This is a genomic window from Brumimicrobium salinarum (genome assembly GCF_002844555.1).
Taxonomy (GTDB): domain Bacteria; phylum Bacteroidota; class Bacteroidia; order Flavobacteriales_D; family Crocinitomicaceae; genus Brumimicrobium; species Brumimicrobium salinarum.
The window spans coordinates 31743-51935 of record NZ_PJNI01000008.1 but is presented as its reverse complement, the minus strand read 5'-3'; the positions used below and the strand labels follow the sequence as shown (position 1 = coordinate 51935).

22 protein-coding genes and 1 tRNA gene are annotated in these 20193 nt (G+C 33.8%); 8 read left to right on the top strand and 15 right to left on the bottom strand.

Features of this window, described 5'->3' with window-relative positions; genetic code table 11:
• Positions 1-49: 49 nt before the first annotated feature.
• From CW751_RS07995 to carB, 9 genes are all read right to left on the bottom strand, one after another.
• Entirely contained in the window at positions 50-1294 is a 1245-nt protein-coding gene (locus CW751_RS07995) for a hypothetical protein (RefSeq protein WP_101334485.1), read from the bottom strand.
• 175 nt (positions 1295-1469) lie between these two features.
• Complete coding sequence (locus CW751_RS07990; RefSeq protein WP_101334484.1) at positions 1470-2399, bottom strand: peptidoglycan recognition protein family protein; 930 nt, start codon at positions 2397-2399, stop codon at positions 1470-1472.
• Positions 2400-2533: 134 nt separating this feature from the next.
• A complete protein-coding gene (locus tag CW751_RS07985; protein ID WP_101334483.1) occupies positions 2534-3157 on the bottom strand; it encodes a P-loop NTPase family protein in 624 nt (207 codons plus the stop codon).
• 66 nt (positions 3158-3223) lie between these two features.
• Entirely contained in the window at positions 3224-4015 is a 792-nt protein-coding gene (locus tag CW751_RS07980) for a transcriptional regulator (protein ID WP_101334482.1), read from the bottom strand.
• Positions 4016-4017: 2 nt separating this feature from the next.
• A complete protein-coding gene (locus tag CW751_RS07975; protein WP_101334481.1) occupies positions 4018-4290 on the bottom strand; it encodes a helix-turn-helix domain-containing protein in 273 nt (90 codons plus the stop codon).
• Between the two features lie 94 nt (positions 4291-4384).
• Complete coding sequence (locus CW751_RS07970) at positions 4385-5200, bottom strand: RteC domain-containing protein (RefSeq protein ID WP_101334480.1); 816 nt, start codon at positions 5198-5200, stop codon at positions 4385-4387.
• A gap of 166 nt (positions 5201-5366) precedes the next feature.
• The gene (locus CW751_RS07965) at positions 5367-6623 is read right to left on the bottom strand and encodes a site-specific integrase (protein WP_101334479.1); all 1257 of its coding nucleotides are present in this window, start codon (positions 6621-6623) and stop codon (positions 5367-5369) included.
• Positions 6624-6887: 264 nt separating this feature from the next.
• Positions 6888-6961 (bottom strand) — tRNA-Asp (locus CW751_RS07960).
• A 625-nt stretch (positions 6962-7586) separates the two neighbouring features.
• Positions 7587-10403, bottom strand: a complete 2817-nt coding sequence (gene carB / locus CW751_RS07950; RefSeq protein ID WP_101334477.1) for a carbamoyl-phosphate synthase large subunit — start codon at positions 10401-10403, stop codon at positions 7587-7589.
• Between the two features lie 172 nt (positions 10404-10575).
• Here carB and CW751_RS07945 point away from each other — a divergent pair, with 172 nt between their 5' ends.
• A complete protein-coding gene (locus tag CW751_RS07945) occupies positions 10576-10935 on the top strand; it encodes an alpha/beta fold hydrolase (protein ID WP_101334476.1) in 360 nt (119 codons plus the stop codon).
• A gap of 11 nt (positions 10936-10946) precedes the next feature.
• Positions 10947-11411: a hypothetical protein gene (locus tag CW751_RS07940; protein ID WP_101334475.1), complete on the top strand. Its 465-nt coding sequence runs from the start codon at positions 10947-10949 to the stop codon at positions 11409-11411.
• 35 nt (positions 11412-11446) lie between these two features.
• On the opposite strand, the gene CW751_RS07935 is transcribed toward CW751_RS07940, so the two are convergent.
• From CW751_RS07935 to CW751_RS07925, 3 genes are all read right to left on the bottom strand, one after another.
• Positions 11447-12199: a hypothetical protein gene (locus tag CW751_RS07935; RefSeq protein WP_101334474.1), complete on the bottom strand. Its 753-nt coding sequence runs from the start codon at positions 12197-12199 to the stop codon at positions 11447-11449.
• An 89-nt stretch (positions 12200-12288) separates the two neighbouring features.
• Positions 12289-13473 carry a tRNA lysidine(34) synthetase TilS gene (gene tilS / locus CW751_RS07930; protein ID WP_101334473.1) on the bottom strand — a complete coding sequence of 395 codons (1185 nt, stop codon included), beginning with the start codon at positions 13471-13473 and terminating at the stop codon, positions 12289-12291.
• Positions 13470-14666, bottom strand: coding sequence for an anthranilate synthase component I family protein (locus tag CW751_RS07925; protein WP_240612548.1), 1197 nt, complete (start codon positions 14664-14666; stop codon positions 13470-13472). Before CW751_RS07925 ends, tilS begins: the two co-directional genes overlap by 4 nt.
• A gap of 52 nt (positions 14667-14718) precedes the next feature.
• Between CW751_RS07925 and CW751_RS07920 the strand changes: the two genes are divergently transcribed.
• From CW751_RS07920 to CW751_RS07895, 6 genes are all read left to right on the top strand, one after another.
• Complete coding sequence (locus tag CW751_RS07920; protein WP_240612547.1) at positions 14719-15549, top strand: alpha/beta hydrolase; 831 nt, start codon at positions 14719-14721, stop codon at positions 15547-15549.
• Positions 15536-15871, top strand: coding sequence for a WYL domain-containing protein (locus CW751_RS07915; protein WP_101334470.1), 336 nt, complete (start codon positions 15536-15538; stop codon positions 15869-15871). The genes CW751_RS07920 and CW751_RS07915 overlap by 14 nt, the downstream gene beginning before the upstream one ends.
• 104 nt (positions 15872-15975) lie before the next feature.
• On the top strand, positions 15976-16380 hold the full coding sequence (locus CW751_RS07910; RefSeq protein ID WP_101334469.1) for a DUF6157 family protein: 405 nt from the start codon (positions 15976-15978) through the stop codon (positions 16378-16380).
• Positions 16381-16478: 98 nt separating this feature from the next.
• Positions 16479-17057 (top strand): Crp/Fnr family transcriptional regulator, encoded by a 579-nt coding sequence (locus CW751_RS07905; RefSeq protein ID WP_101334468.1) that lies wholly within the window; start codon positions 16479-16481, stop codon positions 17055-17057.
• Between the two features lie 112 nt (positions 17058-17169).
• The gene (locus tag CW751_RS07900; protein ID WP_101334467.1) at positions 17170-17646 is read left to right on the top strand and encodes an NADP-dependent oxidoreductase; all 477 of its coding nucleotides are present in this window, start codon (positions 17170-17172) and stop codon (positions 17644-17646) included.
• The gene (locus tag CW751_RS07895) at positions 17580-18152 is read left to right on the top strand and encodes an NAD(P)-dependent alcohol dehydrogenase (RefSeq protein ID WP_101334466.1); all 573 of its coding nucleotides are present in this window, start codon (positions 17580-17582) and stop codon (positions 18150-18152) included. The genes CW751_RS07900 and CW751_RS07895 overlap by 67 nt, the downstream gene beginning before the upstream one ends.
• 18 nt (positions 18153-18170) lie before the next feature.
• Here CW751_RS07895 and CW751_RS07890 read toward each other — a convergent pair whose 3' ends face one another.
• The 3 genes from CW751_RS07890 to CW751_RS07880 form a co-directional block, all read right to left on the bottom strand.
• On the bottom strand, positions 18171-18392 hold the full coding sequence (locus CW751_RS07890) for a hypothetical protein (RefSeq protein ID WP_101334465.1): 222 nt from the start codon (positions 18390-18392) through the stop codon (positions 18171-18173).
• Between the two features lie 19 nt (positions 18393-18411).
• Complete coding sequence (locus tag CW751_RS07885) at positions 18412-18645, bottom strand: helix-hairpin-helix domain-containing protein (RefSeq protein ID WP_205677804.1); 234 nt, start codon at positions 18643-18645, stop codon at positions 18412-18414.
• Positions 18646-18949: 304 nt separating this feature from the next.
• Positions 18950-19996: a PorP/SprF family type IX secretion system membrane protein gene (locus CW751_RS07880; RefSeq protein WP_101334463.1), complete on the bottom strand. Its 1047-nt coding sequence runs from the start codon at positions 19994-19996 to the stop codon at positions 18950-18952.
• Positions 19997-20193: the final 197 nt, after the last annotated feature.

Genomic DNA, 20193 nt, shown 5'->3' with positions numbered 1-20193 from the left:
AACGACTTAATGGTGCTAGTTTTTTTTTTTAAATAATTTACAGCTTTTGTCAATTGAGAATAATTTGATCTTTATCTTCTAACTCTGTGTTTTCTGTAAAAATATTTATACGCTTTCCATCACCTTCCTTATCCAGAAATCTAGATTGGATATCTGTTTCCAGATTATAGAAGAAACTTGGGCTCATAAAGATATTAGATCCACTATCTGCTATGATTACAGAAATGAGTTGACGGTATTCATACTCATCCATTTCTTTTATTTTTTTAAAATCTACACCGTTGTCTTTGAGACTGGATTGTAAAACTTGGGTCCTCCCTTTTTCATATTCAGGAAATATTGACAAAGTTACTAACTGTTCGTCGCTTAATTTGTAAACAAAGCTACCAACTATCCCATAAATCCCTTTTATAGATCGAGAAACATAAGTCATTTCATCATATTTATTGCATAACCACATTAAATTCACCTTACTCTCCATTTTTTTTACCCCTTCAAACATCATCATAAAGAAATCTAAATCATATTTTGAATGGGTAACGGGACACTTATCACTTAAACAAATAGAATGAACTAAAAGCTTTATTTTGGTCTTAAAATCTGTTGCTGTCATTGGATACAATTTTTTATCATTGATTTGTTCTTGTATGTGAGTTATAGCTACACTGAACTCTGTTTCTTCAATTGCTTCAACAACTTGATCTAAGACTTCGGTTAATGGTTCCATCGTCCCAAAACCTATAAAAAAGTCATCTGGTATATCATCTAACACCTTTTGAACCATTGGTAAAAGTGACTCCTTCCAAGGTGTCATTTGTTCTTCTTTATTTTCTAAAACATCTAACATTTCAGTACATCCTAAAGAGATTTGTTTTTTCGATTTAGATGTATAGCTTGCATAAGCACTAAAGGCATGAAGAAAATTTATTTTATTCTCGTTTTTGTATGACGCATTATTTAGCTTATTAGAAATCTCGTAGTTGTGCCGCTTACAAAATCCAATCAAAAGAGAAGATTTTTCAATATTTCTGCTCACCAACTTTCTCTTAGGCTCTATATTTTCCAATGATTTCTTTGTCAACAATTCAGGAGTATATTTTGGGTTATCTTTCAAATAGAATACAGTTTCCTTATTCTCCTTGTCCTTTTCATATAATCCTTTAATAATTTTGGATTCTAGTGTAGGATGGTATTGAATAGTTTTATTTCTACAACCATACACAAAACATTGACCTTTTTTGTTCTCTTGAATTTCTATAAGTCTTTTTGCCTTTTTAAATAAATCGTTCGCCATTTCGGTTAAGTAATTTAGTAGAGTACGTGTCAAAATAATAATTTAATTTAACCAAATCAAATTCGACTTGAGAATTTTCTATAAAATTGAATTTTTATCTTTATATTGGTCGTGATTTAGGTGGTTAGGTTAGGTTTAAAAGGGAATAGGACGCTCGTTCATTCCCTTTTATTTTTTACACCCCCAATAACATTTCAATTAACCCCTCCTGTGGAGCCACATCATCCTTCAGACTATTCACATTGGCGTGAGACCAAATACCAGGGAAATTCAAACACATATTCTTACTTTCAACTTCAAATGCTTTAACTCCTTTCTTTCGGATGAGGTTCGGTAATCCTTCGCGAATATCGATGCTGTGTTTGTTGCCAAGGTGTTGAAGGAGTTTTTTAAGCGACTGCAACTGGTTGTCAGAATATTTATGATAATAGGAAAAACCTTTGAAAGGTTCGACAAGTTCTTCGACTTGTTCGGGATCTACTTCTTGGCCAACGTAAGTGAAGTAGGAGTTTTTAGCTCTTTCGATTGGTTTTGGTTTTCTGTTCTCGTCTTTTTTGAAGTAGCCTTTTGTTAATCTACCGAAGCTGCAAAGTTCTACGCCAATGCTTTGGCTATGGACTGGATGGTTGCCAATTCCTAAATGCCATGCCCAAGCATTATTGGGGATTGCTTTGAGAATTGTTCCATCGTGATCTGAATTGTCGTTGTGAATGGATTGTCCGCCAATGACAAATTCGGTGGCTACTTTGTGTGGTCGTTCGCCCCAGTGATCTATTACACGATATGGATTTTGCCAACCTGCTGTGTGATGAAGAAATATTGATTTCTTTTCTGTTGGTTGGTTATGGTATGCGTAGTTTGGGAGTAGGTATTGTTCGTAAAGTGATTCTTCATCGTTTGGGTTGTTTATCATTTTCCAACCGTCGTAGAGTAATGACCAGGTTATTGGACCTACGATTCCATCTACGGCTATGTTTTGTGATTTTTGGAAGAAGATAACGGATTGTTGGGTTTGTGGACCGAAGATTCCGTCAGGGATGATGTTGAGGAGGAGTTGGAGTTGTTTTACTTGTTGGCCTTTTGAATTAAGCTTCAATGTTTTCATAGAAAAATTATTTTATAATTTTTGGGCGTTTTGCAAAACGCCCTTACAGATTGATAACATTTAGCTACGAGATAAAATCTCGCAGCAGCTGAGATTGAATCCAGACGCTTTGGTCAGGATTTCATCTCATTAGCTCATTTCCTTTTGTCCTTGGTGGACGCAGGAAATGAGATGAGATTGAACATCTTTCTGAGTCTTGAGCGGACGCGATTTCCATAGATGTTTTCGATTTCATTTGCTGTTAGGTTGGTTGTGGCGTGGGTAATGACTTGATGATTTATCAAGAGGTCATAACGTTTTAAGAGAATTTCGGCAATGGTGTTGCATTCGTTTCCATAAAATTTGATGTTTTGCTCAACTCCGATATCATCCAAACAGAGTGTTTTGTTGCGATTGCCGTATTTGAGTACTGTTGAAAATCCTTCCTGGTTAAATTCAAAAGCGATGTCTCGCGTTGATTTGACTTGGAAGGTTTGATTTTGAAATAGTAAAACTTGAATAATATTCATCCAAGATGTTTTGCCACATCCAACTGGCCCCGTTAGTAAAACTCCTTTGTTGAGGTCAATTCCATATTTTTTGCATTGGATGTCTTCGTGGATCATGTAAATGATGAGCTTGTGAAGAATTTTTATGTCCTCGTTGTGGAATCGGAATTCTTGGCCATACTTTTCTTTTCCGACATTTTGGAGGAAATGTAAAGTATCGTGAAACTTGAAATGGCGCATTTTGTTTTTGACTGTGTACGGTTTTTTCATGTCTTAATTTTTTAGTAGTACGAGATGAAATCTCGCACTAGCGTGAGTTTTTTCATGGTTTGAATTTTACAATGGTTCAGAATAATCTTTGTTTTCGTTGACGTGTAAACGTTGTTGTGCCGGGCTTCGTTTTTGTGCTTTGTATTGTTCACTTCTTGTGATCCAGTTCCGGGCTGCTGCTTTCCAGTTTTTCATTTTTGATCGGCCACCAACCATCCAACCATTGGATTCGAAATGGTTGAAAAACATTTCGGCTTGCTGAAATGATGATCTTTTTTCTTTGAAATAAGTTTTTACCTCATCAAGTTCCGGAGGAACGAATCTTTTTCTTGAGGTGGGTGGTTTTGAATTATTTTTTTTGGGTGATTGCAAATCGTTCCTACTGGAACTTTTGGATTTGGACGAATCGTACGATTGCAAATCGTCTCTACTCCGTTTACTCTTGTTTATATTCTTTGTATTGTTTATACTGTTTATATAAGGTACTAGAGCTTGTTCCACTACTTGTTCGGGTACTTGTTCAGTTTTGAGACTGTTGTTGTTTACAGCTTGTTTAGGACTTGGTTTAAAAATGAACATGTTAATTAAACTGCCTTTGAAAGGGTTTTTTGAAGGAATGTATTCAAAGTAATTCCAATTGTGAAGGTCTTTAATGCAACGATGGTATGTTGCATTTGAGCCTATTTTTGAAACTCTCATCACTTCAGAACGATTTATAGAAATAGGGTTCTTGAACCGATTCAGGTTCCAAAGCAGAAACAAAGCTAAATACAAACTCACATGAGTAGGATTCAGACGTTCGTCATCTGAAAACCTACCCATTACTTCAGTGAGTTGTTTAATGTAGTTTACTTCCACGATTAACGGTTCACTACTTTATTTTCCTTGAGAATTTTGACGATATCGTCATACGCATAGTAGATGCTCCCTCCTACTCTCGAAAATGGTATTACACCATCAACTCTCAAGGTTTGAAGTGTGCCAGAAGAGATGCTTAACATCTTTCGGACTTGTGAAGATTTCAACCATTTTTTGGGTTCTGGTTTCTCCTCATTAATGAGGCTTTTAATTTCCTCTAGTAATTCATGTTTGAACTCTCGAAGATCATCTGTTGTTAAAACTGTAGTTGCCATAGAATAATGTATTATGATTTGTTCTATGCAAATTTGAATGATTTAAAAGAGTTTAATACCGAACACTTCCCCACATACGGTAAAATAAATATGACTATTCGGGATAATACCCCTCTTCTTCATCGACTTTATTTTGAATTGATGTTTTCAATATATCTAAAAAAATTGTAGGTTCATTACGGTTTTTAATTTCATTGAATGCTCTATAAACATTGCCTAACTTTACGTTAAAAAAATGCTCAAAAGATTTTGTTAAAGATTTTATATCCATTTTCCCGTTATTAAATACACCTGAATAATAAAGAGCATACATAAGTTCAATAAGAGATACTTTTTTGCCAGTCCATTTCAAGTTTGAAAGTGCAGTATTGGGTTCTTTCTTTACTTGATTTAAAAAATTATGAATTAATTCATTTGATTTTATTTTTTGAATCAAAAGGCTATGGTATGTAGTGAATTCTGAATCCATTCGAACTAGATTTCCCAAATTATTTATTGGAGGTCGAAAATTTTTACGAATAAAAAACTTTCGTTTATCTTCTTCCAAGCCCCGATTCATTTGAATAATATGATTTTTATTATCACTAATTAGCTGTGTGAAGTCATTGGTCATTTTTTTAATGAGATTTTCTCTTACCTCCGCACAATAACGGCTAACAATCTGATACTCCATAACGAAAGTTATGTAAGTAATTCTAGATACTAATTCGGGCCTTACATCTTCAAAAAAATGAATTTCATCTCGAGTTGTTAAGAATCCATTTTTGAGGACATACAAACGTACTTTTTGTAGTGTTTCTGTTAAACAATTTAGAATTTTTTCACTGTTAATATGAGCCGTATGCTCAGAATAACCCAATTCCTCTAAATCAGTGTGTAACTGACCTATCATTACTTTGATATTCTTCATAATAGTAAATATTTAAATTGATATACCTACTCCTACGTATAAATGTGCAGATACGTTCTAAAATATTTGATTATAAGAACATTCAACGTTTATTTACTAAATAAATAGTGAAGCTTCAAACAATGTTTTACAGTCGGTGAAAAGGATGGGAATTACTCTTAAAACATCAAACGGTTTTGGTTTGATCATCCTTCTCTCCTTCCCTTTGATAATTCAACTTTTCATTTAAACTACTCATATCAGCACTTACCTTATGCTCCATTACCTTGGCGTAAATTTGAGTTGTTGCAAGTTTAGTATGGCCTAATAGTTTTGAAACGGTTTCAATGGGTACTCCATTGGACAGCGTAATTGTTGTGGCAAAGGTATGGCGTGCGATATGCATCGTTAGTTTCTTTTTTATTCCGCATATATCAGCAATTTCCTTGAGGTAGGCATTCATCTTTTGATTGGATTTAACAGGCAGTAATCTTCCTTTCGCTTCGCAATAAGGATTTTCTTTGTATTTCTGAACAATTTTTAATGCTAGAGCTAACAAAGGAACGTTTGAAGTTGCTCCTGTTTTTTGACGATTGGTATAAATCCAAAGTTCACCATTAATGTTTCGTACTAAATTGGATGGTGTTAGCTTTTCAACATCAACAAAGGCGTAGCCGGTATAACAACAAAATAAGAAAACATCGCGCACTTCCTCCAGACGTTGTATAGTAAATTCTTTTTCAGTCAATAGTTGTAATTCATCTTCAGTGAGGATTTCTCTATGTACTTTCTTATTGGAGCATTTGAAACTAGCGAATGGATTCTTTGCTAACCAATCATTGGTAACTGCCATGTTCATTACTTTCTTGAGGTTCCGAATGTATTTCATTGTGGTGTTGTGACCGATTTTTTGATCTACTTTTAAGAAGTATTCGAAATCAACTACAAACTTATGATTTAGCTCTTTTAATGCTAAATCGGATCGTTTATGATGGTTCTTCATAAAGATTTTAAGTTTTTTGAGTACGGTTTCAAATTTTGTATGTGTAGCTTTTACGACATCTATACCGATTAACTCTTTCATTTGATTATTATGGTATTCAAATGTTTCAATTAGGCTTCTCTCTTCTTCGTTAATTCCTAAATAGCTGTTTTTAATTGTATCGGCAGAAATGAATTCGTCTTTTGCTTCTAACAAATTGAAATGTTTATGTAACTCGCTTCTTACTTTATTGAGGTAGCTATTTAGAATTCGTGCTTCTTCAGAGTTTCCTTTTAATTTTCCTGATGATGAATTCCATTTTTCTGGTTTTATAGAACGTTTAAGAGAAAACTGTGCTCTTTTTCCGTTTACTGTAATTCTGCAGTAGATAGGTGCTTTTTCGTTTCGCATTTTGGCTTTGAATAACCAAAACAAAATTGTAAATGTTTGATTCGTTTTCATACTTTTTAAATTTTTGGTAACCAGCAAATACTATTATTTGCAATCAAAACTCTTTAAAAGTGTATAAAACATACCTCTGAATCGCTTTGTTAATGAGCAATTCGATTTAATTCGGTTACCTTTTTTCAAAGATAAGTGGGAGGTAACCGAACAGGTAACCAACTTGGGTGTGAAAAATTGAATGTTTTGTTAAGGGGTATTAATGAAAAAGCCCTTGAAACGTGCGTTTCAAGGGCTTTTGATTTGTTTTGACTTTCGTCAATGCGGTCTGGACGGGACTCGAACCCGCGACCCCCTGCGTGACAGGCAGGTATTCTAACCAACTGAACTACCAGACCAAAATAAACTTTATTTTCTGACAACAGTCAGAGACAACCGAAGTTGCTTTATTTTGTATTGTTCAAACCTTGATTTACAAAGTTACTTTATCTTTTTCAAACTGTGTTTTCTTACCGTTGTAAGTGCCTTTGTTGTTTCCTTAGGCGAGTGCAAATATAAGTAACTTTTTTCCTTCTGCAAGACTTTTTTTAAAAATAATGTATCTTTTTTTTAATCCTTTTTAAATCCAACTGGAATTCAAACCCTTAAGATCAAATTATTTTTTGTCTTTTTTTTCATCATCTTTGATTTCCTCAAAAGATACATCTTCCGCATCTCGGTATCGTCCATCAACAATATGTATCTTTCCTTTTTCTTGCTCACTTTTAGCTTTCGCTTTTCGATAGCTTTCGTTATTCTGATGATATTTTTTTCATCTTTCAAACTGTTCTTAGCCATTAACAATCGACCGATGAAACGAATGATGACAAAAACAGCGATGATTATTAAAATCATTCGAACCGTACCCGTGACACTTAATAAAAACATTTTTAATGAAATAGTTTGATGAAATAATGACGTTGAGTGATAATAAAAGAGGTGATCATCTGTACGACCACCTCTATTTTTAAATATTTTGACTTATTACCTTGAAAGATATAAGTTACGTTCTGCAAATATTTTTGTAAAGAAAGGATCTTTTAAATCTTTGATGAAACGTATCGCTTCACCCGTTGATTTCATCTCAGGCCCTAATTCCTTATTAACATTCGGGAATTTATTAAACGAAAATACTGGAATCTTAATCGCATAACCTTCTTTACGTGGTTTGAAATCAAAATCAGTCACTTTATTTTCGCCTAACATTACCTTCGTTGCGTAATTTACATACGGTTCATCATAAGCTTTAGCAATGAATGGAACTGTACGAGAAGCTCTTGGATTAGCCTCAATTACATATACCTTGTCGTCCTTAATCGCGAATTGAATGTTAATCAATCCTACTGTTTCAAGAGCCACAGCAATCTTTTTTGTGATATCTTCAATTTGCTGCATTACAAGGTCACCTAAATTGTAAGGTGGTAAAACTCCATAAGAGTCTCCCGAGTGAATTCCAGCAGGTTCGATGTGCTGCATCACTCCTATGATATAAACATTTTCTCCATCACAAATTGCATCTGCCTCTGCCTCTATCGCTCCTCCTAAAAAGTGATCCAATAAAATTTGGTTTTCAGGCATATCATGTAAAATATCAACCACATGATGCTCTAATTCTTCTTTGTTGATTACAATTTTCATCTTCTGACCACCTAGTACATAAGATGGACGTACCAACAATGGAAAACCTAAATCATCGGATAATTCTAATGCTTGTTCGGCACTTTCTACCACTCCGAATTCTGGATAAGGAACATCATTGTCTTTTAACAATTGAGAAAACCTTCCTCTATCCTCAGCTAAATCGAGCGCATCATAACTTGTTCCAATAACTTTTATGCCATATCGTTCAAGTTTTTCAGCTAATTTCAAAGCGGTTTGTCCACCCAATTGAACAATTACTCCTTCTGGTTTTTCATGACGAATAATGTCATAAATGTGTTCCCAGAAAACAGGTTCAAAATACAATTTATCTGCTGTATCGAAATCCGTTGAAACAGTTTCTGGATTACAGTTAATCATGATGGTTTCGTATCCTGCTTCTTTCGCAGCTAAAACACCATGCACACAAGAATAATCGAATTCAATTCCCTGACCAATTCTATTTGGACCAGATCCTAAAACAACGATTTTCTTTTTATCTGTAACCTCACTTTCGTTTTCTAATTCAAAACTTGAGTAATAATAAGGTGTTTGAGCGGGAAATTCACCTGCACAAGTATCTACTAATTTGTAAACACGTTGAATACCAAGTTCTTCACGCTTAGCATAAACTTCTGATTCTAAACAACGTAATAAGTGAGCTACCTGACGATCGGCATAACCTTTTTGTTTTGCTTCGAAAAGCATTTCTTTAGGTAGATTATCAAGCGTTTTTGATTCAATTTTACGTTCTAACTTGATTAAATCTTCAATTTGACGTAAGAACCAAACATCGATTTTCGTTTTTTCATGAATACGATTAAAAGGAATTCCTAGTTTAATCGCATCATATATATGGAAGAGTCTGTTCCAACTTGGGAACTCTAAACTTTCTAATATTTCATTTTGATCTGTAATTTCCTTGCCGTCTGCGCCCAATCCGTTTCTTCCGATTTCTAGAGACTGACAAGCTTTTTGGAGTGCTTCTTGGAAAGAACGGCCAATTCCCATCACCTCACCTACAGATTTCATTTGTAAACCTAATTTTCTATCGGCTCCTGGGAATTTATTAAAGTTCCAACGTGGAATCTTCACAATTACATAATCCAATGTCGGCTCAAATAAAGCAGATGTAGTTTTTGTAATTTGATTATCCAATTCATCTAATGTATAACCAATCGCTAATTTAGCTGCAATTTTAGCAATTGGATATCCCGTTGCTTTCGAAGCCAATGCTGATGAACGAGAAACACGTGGATTAATTTCAATTGCGATGATTTTTTCTTCTTCATCTGGAGAAACTGCAAACTGTACGTTACATCCTCCAGCGAAATTACCTACAGAACGCATCATTTTGATGGCCATGTTACGCATTTCTTGGAAAGTAGAATCAGACAGTGTCATTGCAGGTGCAACAGTAATCGAATCTCCGGTATGTACACCCATCGGATCAAAGTTCTCGATAGAACAAATAATCACAACGTTGTCGTTTTTGTCACGCAACAATTCCAATTCGTATTCTTTCCATCCCATCAAAGCTTTGTCAATCATCACCTCGTGAATTGGAGAGGCATGCAAACCAGCGTCTAGAAGATTATCAAATTCTTTTTCATCATAAACGACTCCTGCTCCTGCTCCACCAAGGGTGTATGAGGAACGAATGCATAAAGGCAATCCAAATTCCTGAGCAACACTTTTTCCTTCTAGGAAAGATTTTGCTGTTTTTTGTGGTGCCATTGGAACATCAATTTCGTGCATCAAATTACGAAAAGCCTCACGATTTTCCGTTACTTCAATTGCATCGATGTCAACACCTATAATATCAATGTTGTTTTCTTCCCAAATTCCCAGTTCATCACATTTAATGGCAAGGTTTAGCGCAGTTTGTCCACCCATGGTAGGCAAAACGGCATCAATATCATGTTTTTCGATAATTTCACGAATGCTTTCTGGTTCTAGTGGTTTTAAATAAATATTATCTGCAACCACTTTATCAGTCATAATTGTTGCGGGATTTGAATTAATCAAAGTTACCTCAATTCCTTCTTCTCTCAATGATCGTGCTGCTTGCGATCCTGAATAATCAAATTCACAGGCTTGACCAATTACAATAGGTCCACTTCCAATAATTAAAATCGACTTAATCTTCTCGTTCTTAGGCATTCCAATTTTTCTTTTTGCTTTTCATGTTAAAGCGTGATACAAATTGGACACAAATTTAATTCAATTTTACTACTTTTATAGGTGTGCATAACTTTTTATCCGCTATTTTTTAAATAATTTCTAAACATTAAAAATAGTTGTTGAAAGAATAAATTTGAAGGAAGCTTTTAAAATGAAAAAAAATAATAGAAATCTAAGAAAAGTAAGCCATCTTGATTTTGATCTTTTTTATGAAGTATACGGAGATGGAGATACCTCTGTTCTCTGTTTTCACGGGAATGGTAGAACTGCTGAGGATTTCAAGTTTTTACAAAAAGATACCCGAAAAATCATTTCTATTCATTTATTTTTGCACGACTTTTCTACTTTTTCACCTCACCGAATCGAACAGGATTTCATTACATCAAAACATGTTGAAAAATTGTTGGAAAAAATATTAATTCAAGAAGCTGTAAACAATTTTCATTGGGTTGCTTATTCTCAAGGTGGACGATTTACATTGAGTGCATTGCCTTTTTCGCGCACCGGGTAAAAAGTTTATTCTTGATTGCTCCAGACGGACTTGATGATAATAACTTTTATAGTTGGTCACAACGCCAATGGTGGACTAGAAAATTGTTCAGACGTTGGGTTAAAAAACCTAAAGAATTAATGAGCATTTCAAAGGTTTTATCAAAGCTAAAATTAATAGATCCAAAAATTGTTGATTTCTTAGATTTTTACACCTCTGATCCTGAAAAGTTTGAAAGAGCTTACCAGACATGGAGCGCATTTAGAAAATTACGACCGTCTGAAGAAAAAGTAAAAGAAGTGCTTCAAAAACATCAAGTAAACTTTAATTTAATTGTTGGAGAATACGATAAAATAATAACTCCCAAAAGCGCAAAACAATTCGCAAGTAAGGTGAAACAATTAGACCAGTTAAAACTTCTTCCGTTTGGACATGATATTTTCAAACCTCACATCAAAGAGGAACTGTTTGATATAATGATGTTTGAGGAATTATAAAATGAATATTGACTCAACGCAAAAATAAAATATAACTACCAATATATCAGAAACAAAGCCAAACAAGCCAACACGAAACCAAAGAATATTAATATAGTTTTCCTTAAAGCTTCTCTCATGGTGAGTGTGCCTGAGCCATCGGTTCTTTCAAAAAGTTGTGAAACGAAATATAAATGTACAGCAGTCACTAGATATCCTAACAAGAGCCAAACAGGAATTGCCAAGAAAAGTGTTCCGCCAATCGATAGAACATATAAACCAACAAAGAAGACGATTCCTAAACCTATTAATTGCAAATAAAAATAATAGAGTGTGGCTAAAACGATTATGATGGGATGTATTCTTAACGCTCGGTTTATTGGTTTGGAAGGATCATCTACCTTTTCAATTTCATTATATACTTTTTGGGTGTCAATAGAAGTTTTGTGAGTATCTATTTCTGGTTTTTCTTTAAAAATGTCTATTTGAGCGTATGAAGAGTTTTGATTTTTAGGATCAATTATGTTAGTAGAATATGTTTCTCTATTTTTAACTTCAGAATGCTTGTTTACTGTTTTTGGAAATGAAAGAGGATTTTTAGGTTTTAACTTAACCAAGGCACTTTTTTGAGTTTGTTTTTTATCAAGAATTACTAAAACACTATCTTGATGCATCACTTTACTCAACTGTGGAGGTTTCGTTTTTTTTACACTTAACTTTCGCTTAAAACCATTTCCGTAATGAACTCCACAGCTTTGAAGAAAGGTGAATAAAATAAAAATTAAAAAGATATTAAAATGAAGTTTCATTTTACATGTAATAGTACAATACCAAATATAACAATTCACACCTAAGATGATGTAACAAAGTCTAAAAACTCACATCATACACTTCAATTTCAGCCTTTTAAAACAACGTGTAAAACATAAACTGTATTTTCATCTATTTTCACATTCTCGGAAACACCAAAGTCAAAAACACCGATAACATCATTTTTTGAATCAACTAAGACTTGTATGCGTTCTTTTACATGAGTTTTCACCTTTCTATCCCTAAGAAATTTACTTATTTTTTTATTGTTTTTCATTCCTAAAGGCTGAAAGTAATCACCTGCTTCCCATTTTCGAACTATAAGTGGGCCATCTATTTTTGAGGCGTCTAGGTACAATTCTCCTGGCTCCATAATTACATCTTTAACATGTAGATGTGAGATGTCAATATAAAAGTCAGATAAATTTTTGTTTTGCACAAAAACAAGCTCACCTCCTTCATTCCAAACCTTACATTGTGCATTTCCAATCTTTTTTCCTTTAATTGAATAAGATAGTTTATCTATTTCTTTTACCGAGTATTCGCCAAGTCCATGCTCTGTCAATACAAATTGTTTCCATAGATATGGTAGGTTATTCCAATTTTCTATTCCAATTTCTGTTGGAAGTTTTAAGTCCTGAAAATAGCCTAAAAGCTTTTGAAAAGCTGTTATTAAAGGGATAACATCATCAAGAGGGAAATTATTTTGCTTAAAAAAAGGAATCACCTCATTTCGGTACCAGTTCCTCGAATAATCATTTGAGGCGTTGGTAACATCTTCGCGCCAAGTCCAATTATTTTGATTAGCTAACGCTATTAAATCCTTTTTAGAATGTTTAAGCAAAGGGCGCAAATATCCATTTCTAAATTTAGGCATTCCAGCAAGTCCTTTAATTTTGGCTCCTCTTCTTAATTGTAAGAAAAATGTCTCCATTTGATCATCGTAGTGATGCGCCAATAATACAATCGCATTTTCGTTTTTTATGATTTCATCAAACCAATTATAGCGCAATTCACGTGCAGCCAACTGTGTATTAATCCGATTATCTTGACCGTAAGCAATGGTGTTGAATTCTCTTACACGGATAGGAACATTTAATTCAGCTGCCAAATTTCTTACAAAAGTCTCATCTTCATTTGAGGATTCTTTACGCAAATGAAAATTACAATGGAGAACACCAACCTCTTTTTGCTGAGCAACCATAAGGTGCAACAAAACAACAGAATCTACTCCTCCACTACAGGCAACCCAATATTTTGGCGTTTCATTCATTTACTTTGTAAAGTTTCTTTTAGCGCTTTTACTTTCACTAAACACTCTTCATATTCCATTTCTGGAGAAGATTTTAAAGTTATCGCTCCTCCAACAGGACAACTGATTGTTTTATTCTTTTCGTTATATAAAATACTGCGAATTATGACGTTAAAATCGAAATCTCCATTAGGTTTAAAATATCCAACACTTCCAGAGTACAACCCTCTTTTGAAAGTTTCATGCTTTTCGATTAACTGCATTGCAGAAATCTTTGGAGCTCCTGTCATACTCCCCATAGGAAATAAAGCTTTGAGAATATCCAATATGGAAACACTTTTATCTATTTCAGCAGAGATGGTTGAAATTAATTGATGAACAGTTTCAAAAGTATAAACGCCAAACAATTCGTCTACTTTTACAGAGTTTCGCTTGGCAATTCTCGATAAGTCATTTCGGACTAAATCGACAATCATTACATTTTCAGCACGTTCTTTTTCACTGGAAAGTAAATCTGTTTTCAATTTCAAATCTTCTTTGGGTGTACTTCCGCGTTTGGCTGTTCCTTTTATGGGTTGAGAAATTAATTGTTCTCCTTCTCTTTTCAAAAATCGTTCTGGACTTGCCGAAAGTAGATATTTCCCATTCCATCCTAGAAAGCAAGAAAAAGAAGCTTTTGTTTTTTTATTCAATTCAAAATATGTGGGCAAAACTGCTATTTCGCAATTTTCAGCAAAAAACTCCTGGCAATAGGTAACTTCATAAATATTTCCATATTGAATTTCTTTTTGAAGCTCATCAATTTTTGAAATGTATTCCGTTTTACTCAAACCAGGTTTCAATTCCACATTATTGATTGGCAAAATGTCTTTATTACGCTCAAATTGAGCGATGAAATCTAATGCTTTTTGATCTGCTTTTCCCTTTAGAAAATTAAGTTTTTCGTCTTCATTCCATTCTACAACATATTTTGGAACAAAAAAACCAACAGTAGGAAATTGAATTCGATCAAGATTCTGCGATTTTAGATCTTCAACTTCATTTTTCAAATCGTATGAAATATATCCAAAACGATAATCTTCTGTGTGCTTTTCGAGAAAATCGGCAGCTTCTTTCAAACATCTTCCATCTTTACATTCAAAAATGCTTATCGGATCAAAAGCCAAAATAGATTGTGTTTTATTGTTCGTTAAATACGTGTAAATGTTTTTCATTAATTGTAAATCAAAATTCTTATCTTGCAAAGACGAAAATAACAATAATCCGATGAAGAATTTAAAATGGTTTCTGCTTGTTTCAATATTTTTTATTGTTAATCCCTCTGCTTTTGCCCAAAAGGAAAAAGAAATCAAAGTAAAAATTGACGAAGGAAAACTATACGGAACTTTACTCAAAGTGGAAGACCACAAATCTGCTCCAATAGTTCTCATTATTCCTGGTTCTGGTCCAACCGATAGAAATGGAAACAGTTTGATGTTACAAGCCAATAGCTATCGAATGTTAGCTGAAAATTTAGCAGAGAATGGCATCAGCAGTTTACGATACGATAAATTGATGATCGGAAAAAGCGAAAGTTCAATCGAGGAGAAAGACCTAAGATTTGAAACTAACGTTAAACAAGTCACCGCATTAATAGATTATCTTTCAAAAAAGAAGTTTGAAAATATCATTTTACTTGGACACTCTGAGGGTTCATTGATTGGTGTTTTAGCTGCCCAACAAAGATCAATCAGCAAATTTATTTCTTTGGCTGGAACTGGCAGAGCGATTGATGAAGTCCTGATTCAACAAATAAAGGAACAGAATCCTAATTTTGAGAAAGAGGTAAATAATATATTAGAGACACTGAAACAAGGAGATAAAGTGGATGATTTCTCGCCTGAATTAGCTTCATTATTCAGAAAAAGTGTTCAACCTTATTTAATTTCATGGTTAAAATACAATCCAAAAGATGAAATCAGAAAGTTAGAAATTCCAATTTTAATTCTCCATGGCTCAACTGATATTCAGGTTACCAAAAAAGATGCTCTACTTCAGAAGGAAGGAAACGATGAAGCAGAATTAAAAATCATTAAAGGTATGAATCAAAGGAATTAAAAGAACAACGGACAATTTTACCCGCGAGCACAAAACCGTTGACGAAATTCGTTCAGGGGAGAAATTTTCGGAGCAAACAAAAGTTGTCATTCGGGTTGACAAAGATGTTGTAAAATACATTGAGAGAGGACGAAAATATTATGGATTTGTCGGTGAAGAGGAAGACGGCAATCAAATGAATATGACTTTTATGACCTGTGAATTGGAGTTTTTAGCCCGATGGTATTTAATGTTTGGTGATTGTGCTCAAATTGTAGAACCCGAACGTTTAAAAGAACTCGTTCAGGAATTGACAACAAAAATTCAACAGCGATTAGATTAATGAAGCTACTTTAGGTACTTAGAGGTAAGACAATTAGATTTTAAGATATTAAGACTTTTAGTGCTTTCATTTAATGTCCTCACGAAATCTTATAAATTAAAACTATGAAAACAACGAATTACTTTAACACGTTTATAGAAATAGCAGAAGACTGTCCTGTAAAAGTGGCAGAAATTCCAGCGATGAAAGGTGAGAAAAAAACCGTTGCCTTGTTGCAATTTGAAATAATTGATCAACACCCTTATCGATATACTTCTGATGAAGTGTTGTTTACCATTCATGCATTAAAAAACGATTTTTCTCCTCATGATAAGTCAGAAATGGAAGCGTATTTTTCCAAAGGAAGAGCCTGTTTTAGGGCTTCCCCACTTGGCAAGCGTTATGGTTGGGGAATTCACTATAACAATGAAGGAAAAATGGCGCTGTACGGAATAGGATCAAAGAAGTATTCTGAATTTGTAAATGATAAGCGTTTGGAGCATGTTAAGGCGATGCGGAATAAAAGGTAGCGATTTATTTAACTGAATAACATGTATCTGTGAGTTCTTTAATAAAAAGCCCACAAAATAATTGCAAAAAAGTAAATTATAGTTTAATTTGAAAACACATGTTGGAACTAAGAAAAAGTATAATTGAAACATTTGAGTTTACTGAAAAGGAGTTTGAAAGTATTCAGGGTTTTTTTAAACCAAAAAAAATTAAAAAAGGGGATTACTTCTTACAAACAGGCCAATATGTAAATCATTTAGGATTTGTTGAAAATGGGATTTTAAGAGAGTTCCTTTACGAAAACAATAAAGAAATTACTAAATGGTTTTCCACAAGCGGTTATTTTGCCGTTGATTTGTCAGGGTTTGTATATGGTCAAACATCAAAGGTTAACTTTCAAGCTTTAAGTGATGTGTCTTTATTGACACTGTCTAAAGAGAATTATGATATAATTGGTGATCGACTTCCAAGATGGAATAAACTTGAAAAAATGTTCTTAACCAATTGTTTTTCGGTTTTGGAAAACAGGGTCGTTTCTCACCTTTCAATGAACGCTGAAGAACGATATAGTCAGCTTTTTAAGTCTCAACCTGAACTTTTTAATCAAGTTCCACTAAACTATTTAGCATCTATGCTTGGTATGACACCAGAAACACTGAGTAGAATAAGAAATAAACTCAGTAAGTCAATTTCTTGATATTTGTCAATTCAAAGAAGAAATAAGATTTAGAACTTTGCGATAACAAATGTTAGTGAGGTGGAGGGGACATTAATCTCTTCTTTTTATTCAATTCGGTAATGATTTATTTATGAAAGCAGCAATAATTAATAGTTTTGGTGACCCAAATGTTTTATCTTTAGATAACGATTTTCCAAAGCCTGATATAAAGAAAAACCAAGTTTTGATAAAAGTTATAGCAACAGGTATTAACCCATTAGATTATAAAATCAGAAAAGGGGAGTTAAGACAGGTTCTTGGCAAGAAATTCCCGATGGTGCTTGGAAACGATGCTGCTGGAATAGTAGTTAAATGTGGTGATGAAGCTCATGGTTTTAAGGTAGGAGACCATGTATATGGGATGACAGACTCTTATGAAAAACCATCTTATTTTGGATTCGCTAAGACTGGCTCATATGCAGAGTATGTAGCAACTAGAGCCGATACATTATCATTAAAACCTTCTAATCTCACTTTTGAAGAGGCTGCTTCTGTGCCATTATGTGCTTTAACTTCATATCAGGTTTTAGTGAAAAAGTCAAAATTAAGCAAGGAGATCGTATTTTGATTAATGGTTCGTCTGGTGGGGTTGGGGTTTTTGCTGTACAGATTGCAAAATCAATTGGTGCGGAGGTTGTTGCTATTGCTGGAGAAAAGAATAAACAATTGGTTTTAAGTTTAGGGGCAGATTATTTCTATGATTATAAATTGACTTCAATATCAGATATTGAAGGAAAGTTTGATTTCATATATGATGTGGCATCAAACTTATCATACGAACAAACAAAGTTTTTATTGAACAAAAAAGGCGTTTTTATTACAAATACTCCATACCCCATTGCTGCATTAATACCCTGGTTAAGAAATAATAAAAAGATTAAGAAAAAAACATTTGCATGGGTAAAACCATCTGGTCAGGATCTTTCAGAAATATCAAGAATGGTTAGCTTAAATCAAATAAGTCCAGTAATTGACACTGTGTATTCTTTGGAAAAAATACAAGAAGCGCATAAACATATTGAAAAAGGTGGGGTTTCAGGTAAATTAGTTGTTAAAATTAATGAGTACAATTAAATAATTTTATCAAAATATTTAGTCCTCCAGCTCCTCACAAAAATAACCTTCACGTTTTATTACTGTTATAAATTTTTCAGGTTTTGGGTCAAGGGTTTCTACTCGTAGGATATGGTCGCAATCTTCGAGGTCAAAATTCCAGCGTTCATTTTTGTGCATGAGTTGGTTAAGTGTAGGTTGGAGTTTGTTGACTTCACTTTTTGATGTTACTGAGGTTTTAAAAACGAGTACCGATTTCATAATTCAAAATTTGAGATAATTATGGTTCTTTAAATTTGAGTTCTTTTTCAGAAAGCTTCTTTTTTAATGTTGGCATTGAGGCTGGTCCAACTCCGTGGAGTTTTAATATATCTTTTTCAGTATATGCTGATAATTGGTCTGCTGACAAAATGCCTTCGTGTTCTAACGCTCTTCTTGCAGGTGCGCTAAGTGCTGATAAAAAGCCTTTGGTTGGTTTTCGCTCTTTTTCACAAACAGGGCAAGAGACAAGCAAGAAAACATTAAGACTTACTATCAGCCAGACCTTCCTTTACATCCAGAATTGATACCAATTTTGGTAGAATTCATAAAAAATTAGACAATATATTCAATTAAATCACGAACGTATAACCGCCTTTATTTTAGTAAGTTGACATGACCAACATAAGTAGTTCCTGTTTTATTGATAAAATAATTTCGAATATTTAAACTTTTATGTTTATCTCTTTAGAAGAACCGGTAAATAAATAATCATGTTGTTTATTGCCGTAAGATGAATTCAGAGTAGCTGAAAGATTTTCCTCAATTGATTTTAGGATTTAATTAATCCTAGATCTCGTTTGTTGGCTTTTCTTTAATGCATATCTGAGCATAAATTCTATCCCTCCTCTTCCCTTACTCGCTTGAGTTAATGAAGATATATTGATATCATAAGAAACACCTAATGAATATGAGTCAAAAACAATTAGTAATTTATTGACAAAAGCATCTCCAAATCGATAAAAAGGTCCATAAGCTATGGAAAATGACTTCACTAAGGAGGTTCTTGATGAAGCAGGAACAATATGATAATTCAAATAAGTTCCAAAATAAACTTCTTGATGGGTTCCCTGTCTTTGAAAATAAATGGCTGGAAGCAGGGAAAGTTTTGAATTCTTGAGAAAAAATTCAGATTCGATGTGAGCAGAAAAACGCATATCCAATTTATCGTTTCCTCCTTGAAGAAATGAGTAATTGGGTCGAGTAAGGTGAAAAGCTCCCAGACCCACTGACAACTTATACCCTCCTGATCGAAAGGAATTACTCGATAGTGAGTTGTGATTAAAAACAAGTCCGCCTCCAGCATCAACAAAACCAAAGTTTGTTTGACCAAAAGTTTCTCCGCTTGCTATCGTTGGGTCAAAATCAACGCCATTGTGTTGGCTTGCATAAAGACCAGTTGTTCTGCCTAAGCCCCTCTGACCATACCCAATCTGCATTCCTAAACCTAAAGTACTAAAACGGCTCACTTTCAAATGATATGCAACTGACAAATTAACATTGGATGTCGTCATATTCAAATCTCCAGCAACATCGTGATAAAAATTTACACCGCCAGCTAAAAACCCTTTACTTCTTCTTGAGGAATTAAACTTCATATCAAAAGATGCGCCTACAGTTGTAAAAGGATTGGCTACACTATTCCATTGTGAACGATAGTTAGCAATTGCATTGTACTTTCCGTTAATCCCCACATTTGCAGCATTAACTTGCATAGGAGAAAATTTCATTTGCGAAAAATGAAGATCTTGACCAGAAACAGATAAGTTTATGAATACTAAAACTGCAGTCGTTAATAAAAACAGTGTATTTATTTGTTGCTTCATAGTGATTTATTGAGCCATTATTCTCATTATATATAATGACGTATTCTATTCGTAAAAGGTTGATAAAATATAAAATTAATTTAAGCGGATTCTCATTTGATGTGTAAAATTTAATTTAAACCTACGTATTATTTTCAAAAAGTTGTTTAGAAAAGAAGCGATTATTGAATTAACCCGGATTATTAACTTCAATTATG